Genomic DNA, 16,273 nt, shown 5'->3' on the forward strand with positions numbered 1-16,273 from the left:
CCCTTATGTACGCGAAATTTTTCCCACGTCGCCGTAAACAGCGACCCTAACGGTTTTGGCAAAAATAGTTGATGGGGGGCAATCAAACGCTTCGGAGTTCAGTGCCGGGCATCGGGTTGGTAAATCAAATCATCACGGTGGCGTTTCAGCGGCTGCTCGCCGAGCCAGGTGGTATAGCCGAGAGGTTGCTCGCCCCCGAGCGCCACGCCCGCAACATCCTCCTGATGCAGTTCCAGTTGTACCTCCCAGTTATATTCAATGCCGAGATAGTGGCGCACCCAATCCACCACCTGCTGTGCATGAGGCGCACGCGGGAGTAACAGCTGATAATCCTTCATGCGCAGCGGGCCAAATCTCAGGCGAAACTTGTGCTGAATATCGCGCACAGCTCCGCCGAGAAAGGCGGTTTCCCCGAGGCGCGGCGCATGCTTCCCGGCACGCAGTTGGGCCTGTTCACGCTCGCCGATCTGCATCCACTGCGGAATGTTGTTTTGGATGGCGACGGGTACCTGAAAGTACCAGCTCAGGCTGCGCGTCAGGCCTTCACTATCATGCGTTTGCCGGGTGAAATGTCCGGCGAGTGCATATCGGGCGTGCTCATTCAGGCTGCCGCGCTGCTGTTGCAGTGCCGGTTGGCCGACGCCAGTCAGGCATGACAGATAATGATTGAACTGATGATGGTCAGGGCGATCGAGAGCGATCGCCGGCTGGGCATCTGCCCACGCACGGTAAAACAGCAAAATCAGCCGATGGTGAAACAGATTGCAGAAGTCCACCATGCTGTGGTCGCCGAAATGCGTGACGCGCTCGTGTGCGTATTCGGTCAGGTGCAGCGGCAGCGGGCCGTTGGGGCCAAACAGGCCAAAACTCCAGATATCCACGTCATGCAACTCATCGCTGTTGTGCTGGCGAATCCCCGCCAGGGTGGCGGGTGCGAAAGCCAGCGACGGGGACTGTCCTAATCGCAAAGGCTCATCACGCGGCAGGGGCGCACGTCCGAGTGACCAGGCGTGACCGGCCTGCGCATCAAGGCGGCGCAACAGCTGAAAAAGATCGTGCTGGAAGGGCGCAGCACAGCGTTTTGCCCAGAAATCATCCGGCAGGCGACAGGCAATGCGCCAGCCGTTGTGCAGCGTGGTCACAACAACGACCTCTTGCCCATTTGCGGCGGCCAGTAGCCTACTTCACCACGTTGGCTACTGTTCAGCGTCAGTTCAGTAAAGGTGTTGATAGCCACCATACGGCTGAACAGGGTGGCGAGCACGCTGCCCAGCATCCATGGGCTGGCACCGCCAAAAGCTTGTTCGTCTATTGTCAGGGTGATGGCGATGCCCCGCGCAAACACAATCGGTCCCGGCTCGGGCACGCGACGAAACACCGGACGCAGTTCGCAGTGCCGCACGCCTTCAATCTGACGAGCTGTTGCCGCTTCCGCGGTATCGGCATACAGCGACAACAATTGACGCAATGAAGCCGCACCCTGATCGCCTTCGCTTTCCATCAAACTCAGGTAATTGAGCTGCAGTTGGCTGATCAGCCGCCAGGCCGTTGCGCCCGCAGCGAGTGCTGGCCGGGGCGCACTTGGCCCTTTGCGCAAATGAATGCCCAGCACGGGCGCAGAAGTGGGTAGGGTAAATTGATCCATGCCTTGCTGTTTGAGCAGCAGCGGTAAGTCGCGGTTGGTACATAACACGTCGGCCATTACGTATTGCACTGCGTCTGACCAGGGGGACTGATGCTCATCCACCAGGGTGACAAACAGCTCAGAACCGCTGTAACCGGTGCGCGTGCCGTAAATTTTTGCCTGGTCGGACAGCGTACGCTGCTCACGGCGTTGCGAAAAATAGGCACCGTAGTTGCCATGATCGCTGCCGAAGCTGTGCCAGAACGGACGAAATACCTGCTCTTGATGCAACGCCTGGCCGCTGCCGTATAGGCGGCTCACGCTAAATACCTCGTAATCGAGCGGGTTGGTATTATCCACTACCAGGTGATAATCGTTGCGTCCTTCGGTCAGCTGAATGCGCTCGGCTATGCGGGGAAAGAGGTTAATAGCCGGTGTGCAATGCAGTGCCAGATGCGAGACATCTACCAGGCTTTCAAGATCGTCGTCAGCCTTATCCAGCAGCAACACAATTTCCATTTCAGTGGCGCCACGCAACTGTTTCACCAGCGGTTGCAATCCACCGGTGCGGAAAAACAGGAAACGTGCCGGAAAAGCGAAATACTCTTGCAATAAACGATATCCGGTGAAATTACGTTGATCATCGGGTAACAGGGCTTCTTCGGCGGCGAATCCCTGCTGCTGCAGGGCATCAGCTTCCAGTAATAGGTGCTGCGCATTGTCCAGGCTGCGATACAGCACGCCGACGCAGTGCGCCATCAGCAGTTCCATCAGCTCACTGGCGGGCAGATCGGCACCGCTCAGATGAAAACGCACATCTTCCATCTCCAGCTGATGCAGCGGAATGTTGCCGGTGGTTTGCAACCGGATACGCAGCGCGCGCACTGCACCGCGCTGAGAGAGCTGGGCAGCAGAAACGGGCAGGTTAGCCGGGATGCCGCCAAGCGAGACTTCGCGCAGTTGCAGTGGCAGCAGCGTCACATCATGAGCGGTGCGGTATTTGCAGCTGACGCCCTTACTTTTCATCGCTTGATTTTCAATCAGCGAGCCGCGCGGTATGGAGAAGCCGCTGCTGATCTTGCCTTTCATGTGGTCTGGTTGAAACTCGACAATCGCCATGGAGGGCGTTGGCGCCAGATAGTTGGGGTAGATCATCTCCAGCAACTGTTCGGTGAAGCGCGGAAACTCAGCGTCCATTTTGAGCTGCACGCGCGAGGTGAGAAAGGCAAATCCTTCCATCAGACGTTCAATGTAAGGATCCGAGACCTCAATACCTTGCATGCCCAATCGTCCGGCCACTTTGGGATAACGGTCAGCGAACTCAGCACCCATCTCACGCAGGTAGTTAAGTTCGCGATTGTAGTAGTCGAGCAGTTGAGGATTCATGCGTCCGCGTCCTTCAGGTCAAAACGGCTGTGTTCCAGATCGAGTTCAGTACGAAACACAAACGCCAGCGGCCAGGGAATGCACCACAAATTGCCGCTGATTTCGATGGAAAGGGTGTTGTGGTTGTTGAGCGCGTTGACGTCGGTTAAGCAGCGGATTTGCAGGTCATGCGGGATGATGCGCGGTTCAAACTGCAACATTGCGCGTCGCAGCGCCGTGCGCACGTCATCCCACTCAATCTCTGACATGCGTTTGCCGGCGAGCGGCGTCAGCCCGAAGTTGATCACTGACATACGCGCTTCCGGCCACGGCTGAAGATCGTGCTGACTTTCGTTGTTGATGCAGTTAAACAGCCACTGCAAATCGCGCAGAACCTGAGTGCGCAGGGTTTGATGGCTGACTGACTGGCGTCCCAGCTCGATGCTCTGCTGTTCAGGATGATCGTCGGTGAGACGATCAAGCAGGCTGGGCCGCATCTCATCCTGAGCGGTGACGCGCTGCTGTTTCCGCGCCTGCCAGCCATTGAAACTGTCGGGATGGGGTTTCATTCAGGCTCCTCAATATTTCGATGCGAATCAATGGCGCACCATCAAGTGCTTGTCAGTTAAGCGACAGGTGATCACGCAGTCTGGCGTGGTTCAGCTGGCGGGTTGCGTGGGATCGCGCTGTTGCAGATTGAGCGCATCGACGCGGTGCCAGTTGAGTTGGCTGGCGCTGGCGTCAATCTGCCAGCGATGCAACGCATCAGCCATTAACTGGGCATTAAGGTTGTCATCACGGGTTTGCGTTTCGCTGGCTTTCACCAGCACATCACCGTGAAAACGCCAGGCCAGATGTTCGGCATCCCATGGCAGTAATAACCAACTCTGCGCGTCCACGCCGCTGGCGAGAATCAAACGCTGATTGTTAGCCGCCACCACCTGCGCGTTGCGGGCACCGGCGGGCAGGTCGATCAGCGGATAACCCTGCAGGAACCAAAGTGCGGTGCTGGCATCACCCTGATGCAACGTACCGGCGCCACTGATCCAACCCTCTTTGTCACACTGAGGTTGCGCACCGATGGTAAAACGGGCGTCGCCGTTGCTGGGCCAATAGGTGCGCAATTGGCAGTTATCATTGATGCGGAAACGCTGCCACGGTGTGGTATCCGCTTGCGCGACCACGACTTTCGGTTTTGGCGGGACGCGCCAGTTCTCTTTCGCCGTCACATCACCTTCACGCACTGCTTTGCCGCTGCTGTCGATCAGCGTCCAGTGCAGCGTGTCGAGGCCGTGACACTGGCGTTGTAGCAGCTTGCCAACCTGCGGCACGAAGGTTTCCAGTGCGTCCGGTTTTAGCTCGCCCTGCGGTTCGAAGTGCAGCGCCACGCTATCGTCACACCAGCTTTTGACGCGCCCATCCACCACGTTATCCAGCCAGGCACTAAGACGCAGTGTGGGTGACCAGACGATGCGCACGCTTTTGGCTTCGCTCACCACCGGTAACAGCAGCAGCGACAACAGCATTGCAGAAGCAGTTTTCACGGCGGCCTCCTTAATCACGCTGCGATAACAAAATACGCTGCGCATCGCCCAGCGAACTCAGCAGTGTGGACTCTTGCGGATCGCCCATCCACACCGCCATGGCGCTAAAGTTGTCACCGTTGTCCTCGGGCTTCATTCGCTGCAACAGCGCCAGCCACTCTTGCGGATGGCTCACCATGCGCAAGGTTTGCTCCAGGTCACTGACGTCCATCTCGTGCCAGAAGCCATCGGTACACAGCAAAAAGACATCGCCATCTTCCAGCGCCAGCACATCGCTGTAGCTGGCTTCACGCTCCTCTTTCATGCCCAGCGCGAAATAGAGCAGATTTTGGTTGATCGCCTCGCTGGGATAACCCGCGTCCTGCATGCGCTGCGCCAGACTATGATCGCGCGTCATTTCCAGCAGGTAGCCGCGCCGAAAGTGGTACAGGCGGCTGTCTCCGGCATGCGCCCAATAAGCGAGTTGGTAATCACGGTCGATAAACAAACTCACCAGCGTGGTGCCCATGTTTTTCAGGGCGTCGTGATTGTGCTGCTGCTGTTTGATCGCCTGATTGGCGGAGGCGATATAACCGCGAATGCGCTGTGCATCCAGATGATTGTCGCCGTCAAACTGGGTGATGATGGTGTCGCATGCCAGACGTGCAGCGGTGTCGCCGCCGTTCTCGCCCGCAATGCCGTCGCACATCACGAAGCAGGCGGCGCGGGCGCCCAGCGCATTCGCCAGTCGATCCTGATTGGTGCTGCGTTTGCCCTGATGGCTGATGGACGCGAACGTTATATTCATCATTGATCCGTTTTTTGCGTTTGCAGGTCTTTGTAATGGTTCACTTCGACGTCGTAGGCGTGCAGGAAGGCTTCGCCAAACAAGGTGTGGAAATCGTCGTCAATTTCACTGGCGATGGTTTGATAACGTTTCACGAACGCATCCCAGCGCGCGGCCTTACGTGAGGCGGAAAACAGATGGCGGCCACTCTCTTCCTGCTGCAAGTTATCGGGGTTAAAGGATTGCAGCATGGCGGTAATGATGGCCCGGATACCGGCAATCATGCCGAGCTGATGCGCCTGTAAGTCGACCAGCGCATCGCGCACGGCTTTTTCCGGCTCCATAAAACCTGGCATTTGACTGCTAAACATCTGCACCAGCACGCTTTTGCCGGAGGGCAGCAGCTTGAACGGGTTATTTGCCTGTTCGAGGATCATGGTCATTTCGGCATTCACGCCACGTTTCAGCATGGTGCGTGAGGACAACAGCGCGACGGTGCCTTGCGAAAACAGACTCAGCAGCTGGCCCAGCAGATGCATCTGCTCTTTGTCGAGATGCGGCTGGCTATCCAGGTCGGCGAGATCGGCTCCCTCAAGAAACGCCTGCAAAAGTTCTGACTCCACGCCTGGCGTATTCGCTGCACGTCGCTGGGCGGCGGTTTTGTAACTCACCGGATCGATGCCCATGCGGCCACTGGCTCGACGGGCATTGGAGTGCTCGGGTTGCCCTTGCTGAACACGCGGTGTCGGGATCGGTGCGGGTTCAGATAGCGGTATTTCTGACAATGGCAATGGTGTTGCTGGTGTTGCAGTTGGCGATGATGGTGCTAATGCAGAAGTGACTGGTGCTGGAGTCTGCACCGCAGCGGGTGGTGGCGTGTGCTGCGCAGCGAACGCAGGCGCGGCTTCCGGCTGAAACAGGTCAGGCGGCGTTAAAGGCTGCGCCTGGCCGTTCATCAGACCAAAGGGATCGCTGTCATCAGGCTGCGTGCTGCCGCTGCTGCCAAACAGCGCCAGAGGGTCGAGTTCGGTTTGCGGTTGCGGGTGCGCCATTCGCGGCTGATCGCGCAGCGTCGTGGGCGTGGCATCCTGCAAAATAGTGGGCTGTTGGAACAGGTCGTTGTCGGTAAACAGGCGTGCCGGATCGCTTTCGCGTACGCCAAGCTCTGTCAGATCCGTGTGCTGTGATTCCTGGCTCAACGGATCAATCGGATTGAGCGCTTTCGCGGCGGGTTGGGTAAGAGGATGCTGCGCATCGGGCGCGGCAGGAGCCACTTTGGGCGCGGCAAAATCCCGCGACAAACTGTCCCAAATCTCACCAGGCACGTTCACATCAGCGCTGCGCGGAACCGCTTTCGCCTGTGCAGAGGACGGCATTGAGACGCGAGGTGCCGGCATTTGCCCATCAATCTCACTCACTTCCAGCGTGTAATCGCCGATGCCGAGCAGATCGCCGCTCTGTAATTCCACCTGGCGACCGTGCTCCAGCGGAATGCCGTTGAAATCCACGTTGATCACGTTACCGCGATTAGTGATGCGGCATTCGCCTTCGGCAGAGGTATGTACCAGCAGTTGCAGCCGCGAAATGGTACGACTGTCGTCGGGCAGGATAAAGTTGTTGTCTTCACTGCGGCCAATGGTGCCGCCTGGCGGGTAGAAATCAACGCTGGTCAGCGGAGGCTGTACGCCGTTTTTACTCTCAACAAGGGTGAATCGCATAGGCATTACCTGCAAAAAGTGCATGCGAGGGCGCCCCGAAGGACGCCCCAACAAACCGATCGGAATCGATTAAGACGCGGTGTTGGTTTTGATATTCCAGCCGAAGGTGGTATCTGCACCCGCAGCACCGTCTTCCGACTGCTGGGTGTAAATATCTTCGACCTGCGCCGCCTGGAACGAATACTCGATTCCTACGGTGTCATCATCACGTGAACCGGTGAACTGCACGCTGGTCACCAGCACTTCTGTCAGGTTGATTTTGTTGTAAATAATCTGTGAGCCACCGGCTTTGGTCACGTGGAACTCAAGGGTAGGGATATGCTTACCGTTGGAGCAGTACAACATCAGCGTTGGTGTCGCTTTGTCGATACGAGCATGCACGTGCAGGTCCTGATAATTGACTTTACCTGCACCGCCGCCGCCGCCCACGCTCATGTTATTCGGCTGATTCGCCCCCCAGTTGAAAGAAAGAATATCGATCCAGCCGGTGTGTGCTGAGTCTTTAGATTCGCCTTCCACGCCTTCCGGCTTCAGATACATTGCGATGGTCATGCTGATAACACTCCTTAGTAATGAACAAGCAAAAAATGGGCGAAAATGTGCGCCCAGAGGGTTTTATCCTTGCTGCTGTTTCAGCGAAGGGAGTTTCGATACCAGACGCAGAGAAACCGTCAGGCCTTCAAGCTGGTAGTGCGGACGCAGGAAGAATTTCGCGGCGTAGTAGCCCGGATTGTCTTCTTGTTCCTCAACGGTGACGCGCGCATCGGCCAGTGGCTTGCGGGCTTTGGTTTCCTGGGTGGAGTTGACCGGATCCCCATCGACGTAGCGGATGATCCATGAGTTAAGCCAGCGCTCCATATCGGCGCGCTCCTGGAAGGAGCCGATCTTGTCGCGCACGATGCACTTCAGGTAGTGCGCGAAACGGCAGCAGGCGAACAGGTATGGCAGGCGCGCCGCGAGTTGGGCGTTGGCGGCGGCATCGGCATCGTAATAATCCTCTGGCTTTTGCAGTGACTGCGCGCCGATGAAGGCAGCAAAGTCAGAGTTTTTCCGGTGTACCAGCGGGATAAAGCCGTTTTTCGCCAGTTCGGCTTCACGACGATCGCTGATGGCGATTTCGGTTGGGCATTTCATGTCCACACCGCCGTCATCGGTCGGGAATACGTGGCACGGCAGATTCTCCACCGAACCGCCGGACTCCACGCCGCGAATCGAGGTGCTCCAGCCAAACTGTTTGAATGAGCGGTTGATGTTGGCGGCCATGGCGTAAGCGGCGTTGGCCCAGGTGTAGTTCTTATGGGTGGCACCTTCGGTATCTTCGGTGAAATCGAAGCTATCGACCGGGTTAGTGCGGACACCGTAAGGTAAACGTGCGAGGAAGCGCGGCATCACCAGACCGAGATAGCGGGTGTCTTCACTCTCACGCAGCGTGCGCCATGCGGCGTATTCGGTGTTGGAGAAGATCTTGGTGAGATCGCGTGGGTTAGCCAGTTCCTGCCAGGACTCCATCTGCAGCGCACTGGGGGCCGCACCGGTGATCACCGGACAGTGCGCGGCGGCACCGATTTTCGCCAGTTCGCCCAGCAGCTCGACATCTGGCGGGCTGTGGTCAAAGTAGTAATCTCCGACCAGGCAGCCGTAAGGTTCGCCGCCAAACTGGCCATACTCTTCTTCGTAGATTTTCTTGAACAGTGGGCTCTGATCCCAGCCCACGCCTTTGTAACGTTTCAGCGTGCGGCTCAGCTCTTTTTTGCTGATGTTCATTACGCGGATTTTCAGCATCTCGTCGGTTTCGGTGTTGTTCACCAGATAATGCAGGCCGCGCCAGGCGCCTTCGAGCTGCTGAAAACTCTCGTGATGCATGATGGCGTTGACCTGCTGCGATAGCCTGGCGTCAATTTCAGCGATCAGCGCCTGAATGGTGCGGTAGGCATCGTCAGACACCGGCAGGGTGTTTTCCAGCGCCTGCGCGGCGAGGGTTTGTACCGCCTGTGAAATGGCGTCACGCGCCTGATCGTTGTTCGGGCGAAACTCTTTGTTCAGCAGCGCGCTGAAGTCGCTCTGCGTAACGGTTTCCGTCTGCAGGCGTGCAGTTTGAGATGCAGCATTACTCATCGTGTTTCTCCGTTTCGCTTTCATCGTTCGAGGCGGTCGCCGGTTTAGGGGCTGCTGCCAGCGTTTTCAGTAAGGTCGGGTTTTTCAGCACTTCGGCAATCAGCGCTTCTGCACCGTTTTTGCCATCCATGTAGGAGAGCAGGTTGGAGAGTTGCGTCCGGGCTTCCAACAGCTCATTAAGCGGATCCACACGGCGCACAATCGCATCCGGCAGAAAATCTTCCATGCTGTTAAAGGTGAGATCGACGCCGACCTTGCCTTCACCGGTCAGGGTGTTGTCCACGTGATAGGCCAGATGCGGCTTCAGCGCTTTCATGCGCTCATCGAAGTTATCGATATCCACTTCGAGGAACTTACGCTCAGCGATCTCCGGCTGATCTTCCGTGGGTTGCCCCACCAGATCGGCCATCACACCCATCACGAAAGGCAGCTGCACCTTGCGTTCTGAGCCGTAAATCTCCACGTCATACTCGATCTGCACGCGTGGCGCACGGTTGCGCGAGATGAACTTCTGTCCACTGCGGGCGCGTTTAATGGTGGGGAAGTTAGCCATAGTGTTCTCCATGAGTTATGTGCCTGAGATCAGGCGTTTATTCGCCCGCACGGCCAAACAGGCCCTGCAGTTGGGTGACGGCGTCTGGCGCCAGGTCACGAATAATGTCGAGGAAATCGAGTTGAATCAGACGCTGTACGCGTTCGAGCATGATGGGTGCCGGATGGCTCGGTTCGTGTTGCTGAAAGTAGAGGCGGATTTTTTCCAGCATCAACTCGGCATCAGCGCGAGACTGGATCGGAACCTGCTGCCAGCTGAGCGGTGCAGGGCTTCCAGTAGCCGCAGGCTGCAAGGGCTCTGATGCTGCTTCTTCGGCTACAGGTTCTGCCTCAACCGGCGGAGCCGCCTGTACCGGCAGTAACGGCAGCAGCAGCGATAGCGCTTTTTCTGTGGTTGCGAGATCCGGCCGATCCGCCGCATCCAGATGCTGTTCCAGCGACTGTCGCAGCTGAGTGAATTGCTGTGCCAGCGTGCGGATGGCCTCCGCGTTGGCGAAGTCAGGGTGCTGCAGTGCTTCACGTAAACGCGCGATCCCGCCGGGGAACTCTGCTACTTCACTTTTGCTGCCGTCGAGCAGGGCGATGGCATCCCGCAGGGTAATTTCACCGGTGGCGCTTTTCAGCAACCAACTGTTGCGCATGGCCCGGCATAGGCCCGATTGCGAACCGAGCGCCGCCAGTGCGCTGACGCGCATCAGCAGATCCGGCTCGCCGTCAAACTCCAGCGCCGGATGTAGCGTTGGCCAGTAGCGCGCGATGGATTCACTGAGCAACGTGATACCAGCCGCGCAGCCTGGTAAACCCTGAGTGTGCGTCCGGGCTTCAGAAAGGATGAGCAGCAAGCGAATATCCCGCGTGCGGATCAAAAGATGTTCGGCCTGCTGTGCCACCAATTGCCAGTCGGGTGGCTCGGCCGGAATGATGGTGTTGCCAAACTGCTGTTCCGTTTTGCCACTGCGCGCCTGCTCCAGTGCCATAAACGCGGCATCGTATTCGAGGTCATCACCGCAGGGCGCATCATCACGCAGCGGCGTAAGAAGGGCATCGATATTCATCTATTCACCGTTAAGACTGACCGAACAACGGCGGTTCGCCGCGGCTGGCATGGGGTGGATTGAACAACCGCAAAAACAACTGGGTGGTGAAGTTGCCGCTGTGCGAATGGCTGTAAAAGGCGCTGCCGTCACTCTGGTTACTCCACCAGAAACTGCTGTATTGCGCGGGGTCAAAGTAGTGCACCACCTGCGGCCAGTTGAGGTTGCAGGGGGTATCCTGATAACCGATCACATCAAACACATCTGACTGTGGCGGTCGTGCCAGCTGCGCCGGTAACGCGTTGAGTGCGCGATCAAATTGGTCGCCGCTGTAGCGGTTTTGCACCGCCAGCGTCAGGGTTTTACCTAACTGGTGATACCAGTCACCGGCGGTGTGTAACTGCATGGCGTGCCAGTCAGCCGGTGCAAATAACTGCATCGCGCACAATGGATATTGGCGACCCACCCGATCGCGCGTCGGCAGCAGACAACCCATCTGAATCATCGGCACGCCGAGGGTCGCGGGAATGATGAAATTCCACACCGGCGCACGACCGCTGGCGGGCTGTTGTGCTAAACGCGGCAGGCTGCTTTGAAACCACTGCGCCCAGTTATCCACCAGCCGCGCGGGCAGGCGACGACGCATAAAGTCACCGCTACCCGGTAGTTTGCCGTACCAGCCCAAAGGTGAAGTTCTGTTTAACGGTGTAGTCATGGGCAGCTAAACCCCGGCAGTTGCAGCGGATTGCGCACGCTGTTTGGCGTGTAAGCCAATACCACCTGATGGCCGCCGAGCGAGAAGGTGGCACGTTGGCTCTGGCCACTGGCAGGGCTCAGGCTGGCTTTATCGAACAGGCGATTCAGCGCCCACGGACCGCTGGTGTTGAGCGTATTGGTGGTGCCATCGGTCAGGCCAATCTGCATGCGCACCTGCTGGGTATTGCCGCTGCCCGGCCAGCTCACCACCTGTGGTGTCTGCGGGCCGTGGCTGTAGCGCAGGATCTGACCGTCTACATCCAGCGTCAGGTTCAGAATGCTGTTATCCATACCAACAGGCGTAATGGTCAGGCGATAGGTTGGCGTGGTTGAACCGTTGGCAAATAGCGCTTCGCGAATCGCCTGCGCCTGCTGGAATGGGCGCAGCAGGCTGGTGCCGCCAGGCAAGGTTTTTCCATCGACACCGGGGGCATAGCGCCAGTTGCTGTGGGTGGTATCCACTTTGCTGGCGAGATTGTCGCGGAAGAAATTGTCCATCAGCCCGGTGCCTGGCGCGAACATGCGCGCCAGATCGTCAGGTGTCACATCGGTGCCCGAGGTGCGGTTGAAGGGATAGCGCCCGGCAATCGCACTGCGGCAAAAGCTGCCCACTTCCACCCCGACACGCTTTTGCATATTGCTCATATCGCGTTTTTGCGTATCGCTGCTGGCGCCGACGGCTAACTCCAGCAACAGGGTACGGAACGGTTCGGGTTGACGACCGGCATCGGCCTGCATACGGGAGATAATGCTGCTGTCCGGCGGTGACATGCCGCTGTTGCTGGCGTCATGCACGGCGGTGAGATAGTTGTAGAGATCGTCGATGTCTTTCAGCTGTGCATCAAATGGGATGCTGCTCTGTTTAGGATCGCTGACCTGTGCTTGCTCAATGATGCTGGCGAAGTGCGCCATCACCCGCTGCTCGGGTGCTTCAATGTTGCCACTCTGTGCCGCCTTACGTGCACGGAACAGGGCCTGCAAGGTGGCGGTGGCGTTGTTATTGACGTAATGGGTGCTGCGTTCCAGCAGTGACGGCTGATCCTGTTTGGCTTTCTCATCCTCGGGTGGTGTCAGCGTCAGATTGCGGCTGAGATTAATGATCAGCTGGCGCAGTGGTGAGGTGCGTCCGGACAGCAAGCGCGCCATGTTGATGCGGGCGTCGAGGCTATTGATCGGCTGAAGCTGAATGTCCTGCAGCAGCGCATCCCACTGACGCATATAATCGTCGAGGTACAGACGGCGCACCGTCTCTTCCAGTGTGTTCTGCTCGTCGGCGCTTTCGCGGCGGGTTAGCACCCAACGATCTTCCTGCAACAAACTGGCCGCCACGTTTTTAATATTGCTGTTAAACGGCCCCCAATATCCGGCGGGGGTGAAGAAGCCAGGAATGGCTTCGGTCAACGGCTTACCGCTTTTACGGCTGAACACCAGTTCGGTTTGCGCGCCACTGAGATTGACCACGCTGACGCCCGGCGTGATGCGCGGCATCAGCAGGCGCTTGAGACGACCGTAGACGCGTGTTGACAGCGGTGAGCGGCTGATCATTTCGATCTGACGCACCACCAGTGGCTCATCGCGCTCAAACGGAGAGGCGTTGATCTTGTCATCAAGCAGCTGACCAAGGTGATAATCCAGCGCCTTTAACTGTGCCTGCGGGGCATTGGCGCCCTGCGTGCGTTGCACGTTGAGCATCACCCAGGCGTGCAGGAATTTGCCGTCATAGTGCTGCGGCAAATAAAGCATTTGATAAGCTTTCAGCGCCTCATAGCTGTAATCCACGTCGCTGCCGTTATCATTGCGCAGCCAGTCGGTGATGTTGCGGGCAATAACCGGCAACAGCATCTGTTCCAGCGCACGTTGATAGAGTGAATCCGAGGCAGTCGAGACTTCTTCGCCGCGATATAAACCGGCGCGCCAGCTGAGAGGCGGCTGTTGCAAGTCGCTGATCTTATCGCTGGTGGGCAGACCCGCCAGGTTATTCAGGAACGGCAGCTGTGAGAAGAGGTTTTCACCATTGAGAGGCGATAGCGCTTTGCTTTGTTTCTCAATATCCGGCACTCGCGTTTGCACTTCGGCGAGATACCCTTTGTTGCGGTGATAGCTGGTAAACCAGACAATCAGCGCCAGCAACAGCAGCGCCGCCAGTACGCCGTAGGTGACCAAATGCACCAGGCGATTACGCATCGCCCACCAGCGATTAATGCCTGCCAGCCCGGCCTCTTTGAACACCACTTCGGTCAGCATTTGATGCAGGAAGAAACTCTGACCGTGGCCCGGCTGAGGGGGCTCAGCATCAGGGGCGCGCAGCGCCGGTAAGCGCAGCGCCCGGCTCATCTGGCCCATAACACGGTCGAAGGGCAGGCCCTCCTGAGTGCCGCTGGTGAAATAGACGCCGCGAGGGATCAGTTTGGCGTCATAACCCGAGGTGGCAAATACCACATCCAGGTAGTGTTTCAGCAGGGGTTTCAGCGCCAGAAACTCCTGGGGGAAAAGATACATTTCGGCGCGCTTCAGGCTGTTATGTTCATTGATCATCAGGTCGGCGAGACCGGCATCAAGGCGCTGATGTAAGCGGTCAAACTGCGGTTCGAATGCCGATCCTAAGTCCAGCTGATCTTCGCTCCAGGGCCAGGTAAAGCCCCAGATTTGGTCGCGCTGTGCTTTGCTCATGGCACCGAAGCTGGCGGTAAAGCCTTTCAGCAAGTCGGTTTTGGTCACCAGCACATAAACCGGGAAGGGGATCGCCAGCTGATCGCGCAGTTCCAGCAGGCGTTTGCGCAGGGCGCTGGCCTGTTGATGGCGAACATCCTCGGACTCACTCAACAAATCGCCGACGCTGATGGTGATGATGGCGCCGTTTACCGGCTGGCGTGGGCGGTATTTCTTCAGCAATCCGATAAAACTGCGCCACTCTGAGGCATCCTGCTGACGGTCGCTTTCCTGAGTGGTGTAACGCCCGGCGGTATCCAGCAGGATCGCTTCGTCGGTAAACCACCAGTCGCAGTGCCGCGTGCCGCCGACGCCGCGCAGTGCGGTTTTGCCAAACTGCGCCGCCAGCGGGAAGTGCAGGCCCGAGTTGACCAGCGCGGTGGTTTTCCCTGCTCCCGGCGCGCCAATCAGCATGTACCAGGGCAATTGATACAGATATTGTCGATTGAGCTTTTGCATCCAGCGTGGCCAGCGACGGCTTTCCGGGCGATTGAAACGTGCCTGGCGCAGCAACTGTGTGGCCTCACTGAATCGTTCTGCCAGTGGATGCTCTGCTGACATTTCATCGGCGGGTGCACTTTCAACCGGCGCGATTTTTTGTACCAGACGACGGTTTTGCCAGCGACGCCACAGGCGCGGCACCACGCGGTAGCTGATCCACAGCGTGTACAGCACGGCGATGGCGATATAACGATACAGCGCCGATTCCAGCGGACGATAGTCACCAATCGCCACCAGCGGGCCGACGGTCCAAATCAGTAAGCAGAGTGCGGTAATGCCGAGGCCACTCCACATCAGGCGGCTGGTGGCAATGGAAAACACAGTGCGAATCATGGCCATTCCTTTTAATGCACGCTGTTGAGTTCGGTTTCTGTCTGTTTAGGCGCAACCAGCAGGGTGATTTCGACGCGGCGATTACGTGCGCGATTGGCTGCGGAATCGTTGGGTGCCAGCGGGTTACTCTCGCCACGTCCTTCCACGATGATGCGTTGCGGCTGCTGCAGATCCTGCGCCAGCATCTCCTGTACCGACTGGGCTCGCGCCAGTGACAACGCGTAGTTGGAGTTAAAGCGCGCACTGCGAATCGGCACGTTGTCGGTGTAACCGCTGACGCGAATCTGGCCGTTGACGTTGTCCATGGCCTGGGCAATACGACGGATCACCGGGCGATAACGCTCGCGAATGGTGGTGGCCGCGGAATCAAACACCCCGTCACCGCGCAACAGCACCACGCTGCGGGTGGCTTCATCACGTACCGTGACCAGTCCTTCAGCGATTTCGGGCGCGAGGAAGTGGCGCAGGTCCAGCGTCGGTGCCGCCGGCGCCGCCGGACGGGCGATATCCACTTTCGGCAGATCGGTTTGGTAAATGGCAGAGAGCACTGGCGCGGTGAAGTGGTTGAGGCGCCAGTTCAGCGCGATGTACACCGCACAGCCGAGCAGCGCCAGCAGGGCGGCAAAACTCCACAACGGGATCAGCGGCTTCCACAGCTTTTGTTGCACCGGCTCATCCAGCGGCTGCGGTGACAGCGGCGGCGGATAAGGACCGCGCACGGAGCGAATCAGCTGCAGCAGTCGCAGTTTCAGGGTTTCCAGCTGCGTGCGGCCGTTCTCCATAATGCGATAACGGCCTTCGAAACCGAGCAGCAGGCAGGCGTTCATCAGCTCCAGCAACAGGATGTTTTGTTGCGGATGCTGCGACAGGCGCGCCAGCAGTTGGAAAAACTTCTCGCCCCCCCAGGTTTCATTGTGGAAGGTGACCAGTAATCCGCTGCGCGGCCAGACATCGCGACTGCCCCACGGCGTGAGTGCTGCCGCTTCATCCAGCGAAGTGCACAGGCAATAGCGAGCGCCGACGATGGTTTCATACGGCAGTTGCGCCTGCTGGCACACCACTTCAAAGCGGCGCACCAGGTCGATCAGCTGCTGACGCAGGCCCGCTGGATTGTCATGGGTTACCGAATGGCGCAGTTGCGCGATGGAATTGATCAACGGATTGGCAATCGCCACCAGCGGATTCTCATGCGCTGAGGCGGCTTCCAGTTCGCCATTGAGTGACTGCGGCTGCATCATGATCGCTTTTCTCCGTGC

General features: G+C 58.1%; 13 protein-coding genes. All 13 read right to left on the bottom strand.

What is annotated here, in order from left to right; translation table 11 throughout:
* Positions 1 to 98 precede the first annotated feature (98 nt).
* The 13 genes from tssG to ACXI0A_RS11340 all read right to left on the bottom strand — a co-directional run bounded on the left by tssG (position 99) and on the right by ACXI0A_RS11340 (position 16,252).
* Positions 99 to 1,142 carry a type VI secretion system baseplate subunit TssG gene (gene tssG / locus ACXI0A_RS11280; RefSeq protein ID WP_476148821.1) on the bottom strand — a complete coding sequence of 348 codons (1,044 nt, stop codon included), beginning with the start codon at positions 1,140 to 1,142 and terminating at the stop codon, positions 99 to 101.
* On the bottom strand, positions 1,139 to 3,010 hold the full coding sequence (gene tssF, locus ACXI0A_RS11285; protein ID WP_476148819.1) for a type VI secretion system baseplate subunit TssF: 1,872 nt from the start codon (positions 3,008 to 3,010) through the stop codon (positions 1,139 to 1,141). Before tssF ends, tssG begins: the two co-directional genes overlap by 4 nt.
* On the bottom strand, positions 3,007 to 3,558 hold the full coding sequence (gene tssE / locus ACXI0A_RS11290; RefSeq protein WP_476148818.1) for a type VI secretion system baseplate subunit TssE: 552 nt from the start codon (positions 3,556 to 3,558) through the stop codon (positions 3,007 to 3,009). The genes tssF and tssE overlap by 4 nt, the downstream gene beginning before the upstream one ends.
* Before the next feature lie 90 nt (positions 3,559 to 3,648).
* A complete protein-coding gene (locus ACXI0A_RS11295; protein WP_476148816.1) occupies positions 3,649 to 4,533 on the bottom strand; it encodes a hypothetical protein in 885 nt (294 codons plus the stop codon).
* A 10-nt stretch (positions 4,534 to 4,543) separates the two neighbouring features.
* Positions 4,544 to 5,320: a protein phosphatase 2C domain-containing protein gene (locus tag ACXI0A_RS11300; RefSeq protein ID WP_476151068.1), complete on the bottom strand. Its 777-nt coding sequence runs from the start codon at positions 5,318 to 5,320 to the stop codon at positions 4,544 to 4,546.
* Complete coding sequence (gene tagH, locus ACXI0A_RS11305; protein ID WP_476148814.1) at positions 5,320 to 7,017, bottom strand: type VI secretion system-associated FHA domain protein TagH; 1,698 nt, start codon at positions 7,015 to 7,017, stop codon at positions 5,320 to 5,322. The genes ACXI0A_RS11300 and tagH overlap by 1 nt, the downstream gene beginning before the upstream one ends.
* A gap of 69 nt (positions 7,018 to 7,086) precedes the next feature.
* Positions 7,087 to 7,569 carry an Hcp family type VI secretion system effector gene (locus ACXI0A_RS11310; protein WP_100700099.1) on the bottom strand — a complete coding sequence of 161 codons (483 nt, stop codon included), beginning with the start codon at positions 7,567 to 7,569 and terminating at the stop codon, positions 7,087 to 7,089.
* A gap of 63 nt (positions 7,570 to 7,632) precedes the next feature.
* The gene (gene tssC / locus ACXI0A_RS11315; protein ID WP_476148812.1) at positions 7,633 to 9,132 is read right to left on the bottom strand and encodes a type VI secretion system contractile sheath large subunit; all 1,500 of its coding nucleotides are present in this window, start codon (positions 9,130 to 9,132) and stop codon (positions 7,633 to 7,635) included.
* The gene (gene tssB, locus ACXI0A_RS11320) at positions 9,125 to 9,697 is read right to left on the bottom strand and encodes a type VI secretion system contractile sheath small subunit (protein WP_476148809.1); all 573 of its coding nucleotides are present in this window, start codon (positions 9,695 to 9,697) and stop codon (positions 9,125 to 9,127) included. Before tssB ends, tssC begins: the two co-directional genes overlap by 8 nt.
* Positions 9,698 to 9,722: 25 nt before the next feature.
* Complete coding sequence (gene tssA, locus ACXI0A_RS11325) at positions 9,723 to 10,739, bottom strand: type VI secretion system protein TssA (protein WP_476148807.1); 1,017 nt, start codon at positions 10,737 to 10,739, stop codon at positions 9,723 to 9,725.
* Positions 10,740 to 10,749: 10 nt separating this feature from the next.
* Positions 10,750 to 11,433, bottom strand: a complete 684-nt coding sequence (gene tagF / locus ACXI0A_RS11330) for a type VI secretion system-associated protein TagF (RefSeq protein WP_476148805.1) — start codon at positions 11,431 to 11,433, stop codon at positions 10,750 to 10,752.
* A complete protein-coding gene (gene tssM, locus ACXI0A_RS11335) occupies positions 11,430 to 15,017 on the bottom strand; it encodes a type VI secretion system membrane subunit TssM (RefSeq protein ID WP_476148804.1) in 3,588 nt (1,195 codons plus the stop codon). The genes tagF and tssM overlap by 4 nt, the downstream gene beginning before the upstream one ends.
* A gap of 11 nt (positions 15,018 to 15,028) precedes the next feature.
* Entirely contained in the window at positions 15,029 to 16,252 is a 1,224-nt protein-coding gene (locus ACXI0A_RS11340; RefSeq protein WP_476151066.1) for a DotU family type VI secretion system protein, read from the bottom strand.
* Positions 16,253 to 16,273: the final 21 nt, after the last annotated feature.

Source organism: Pantoea sp. C1E2, assembly GCF_056491465.1.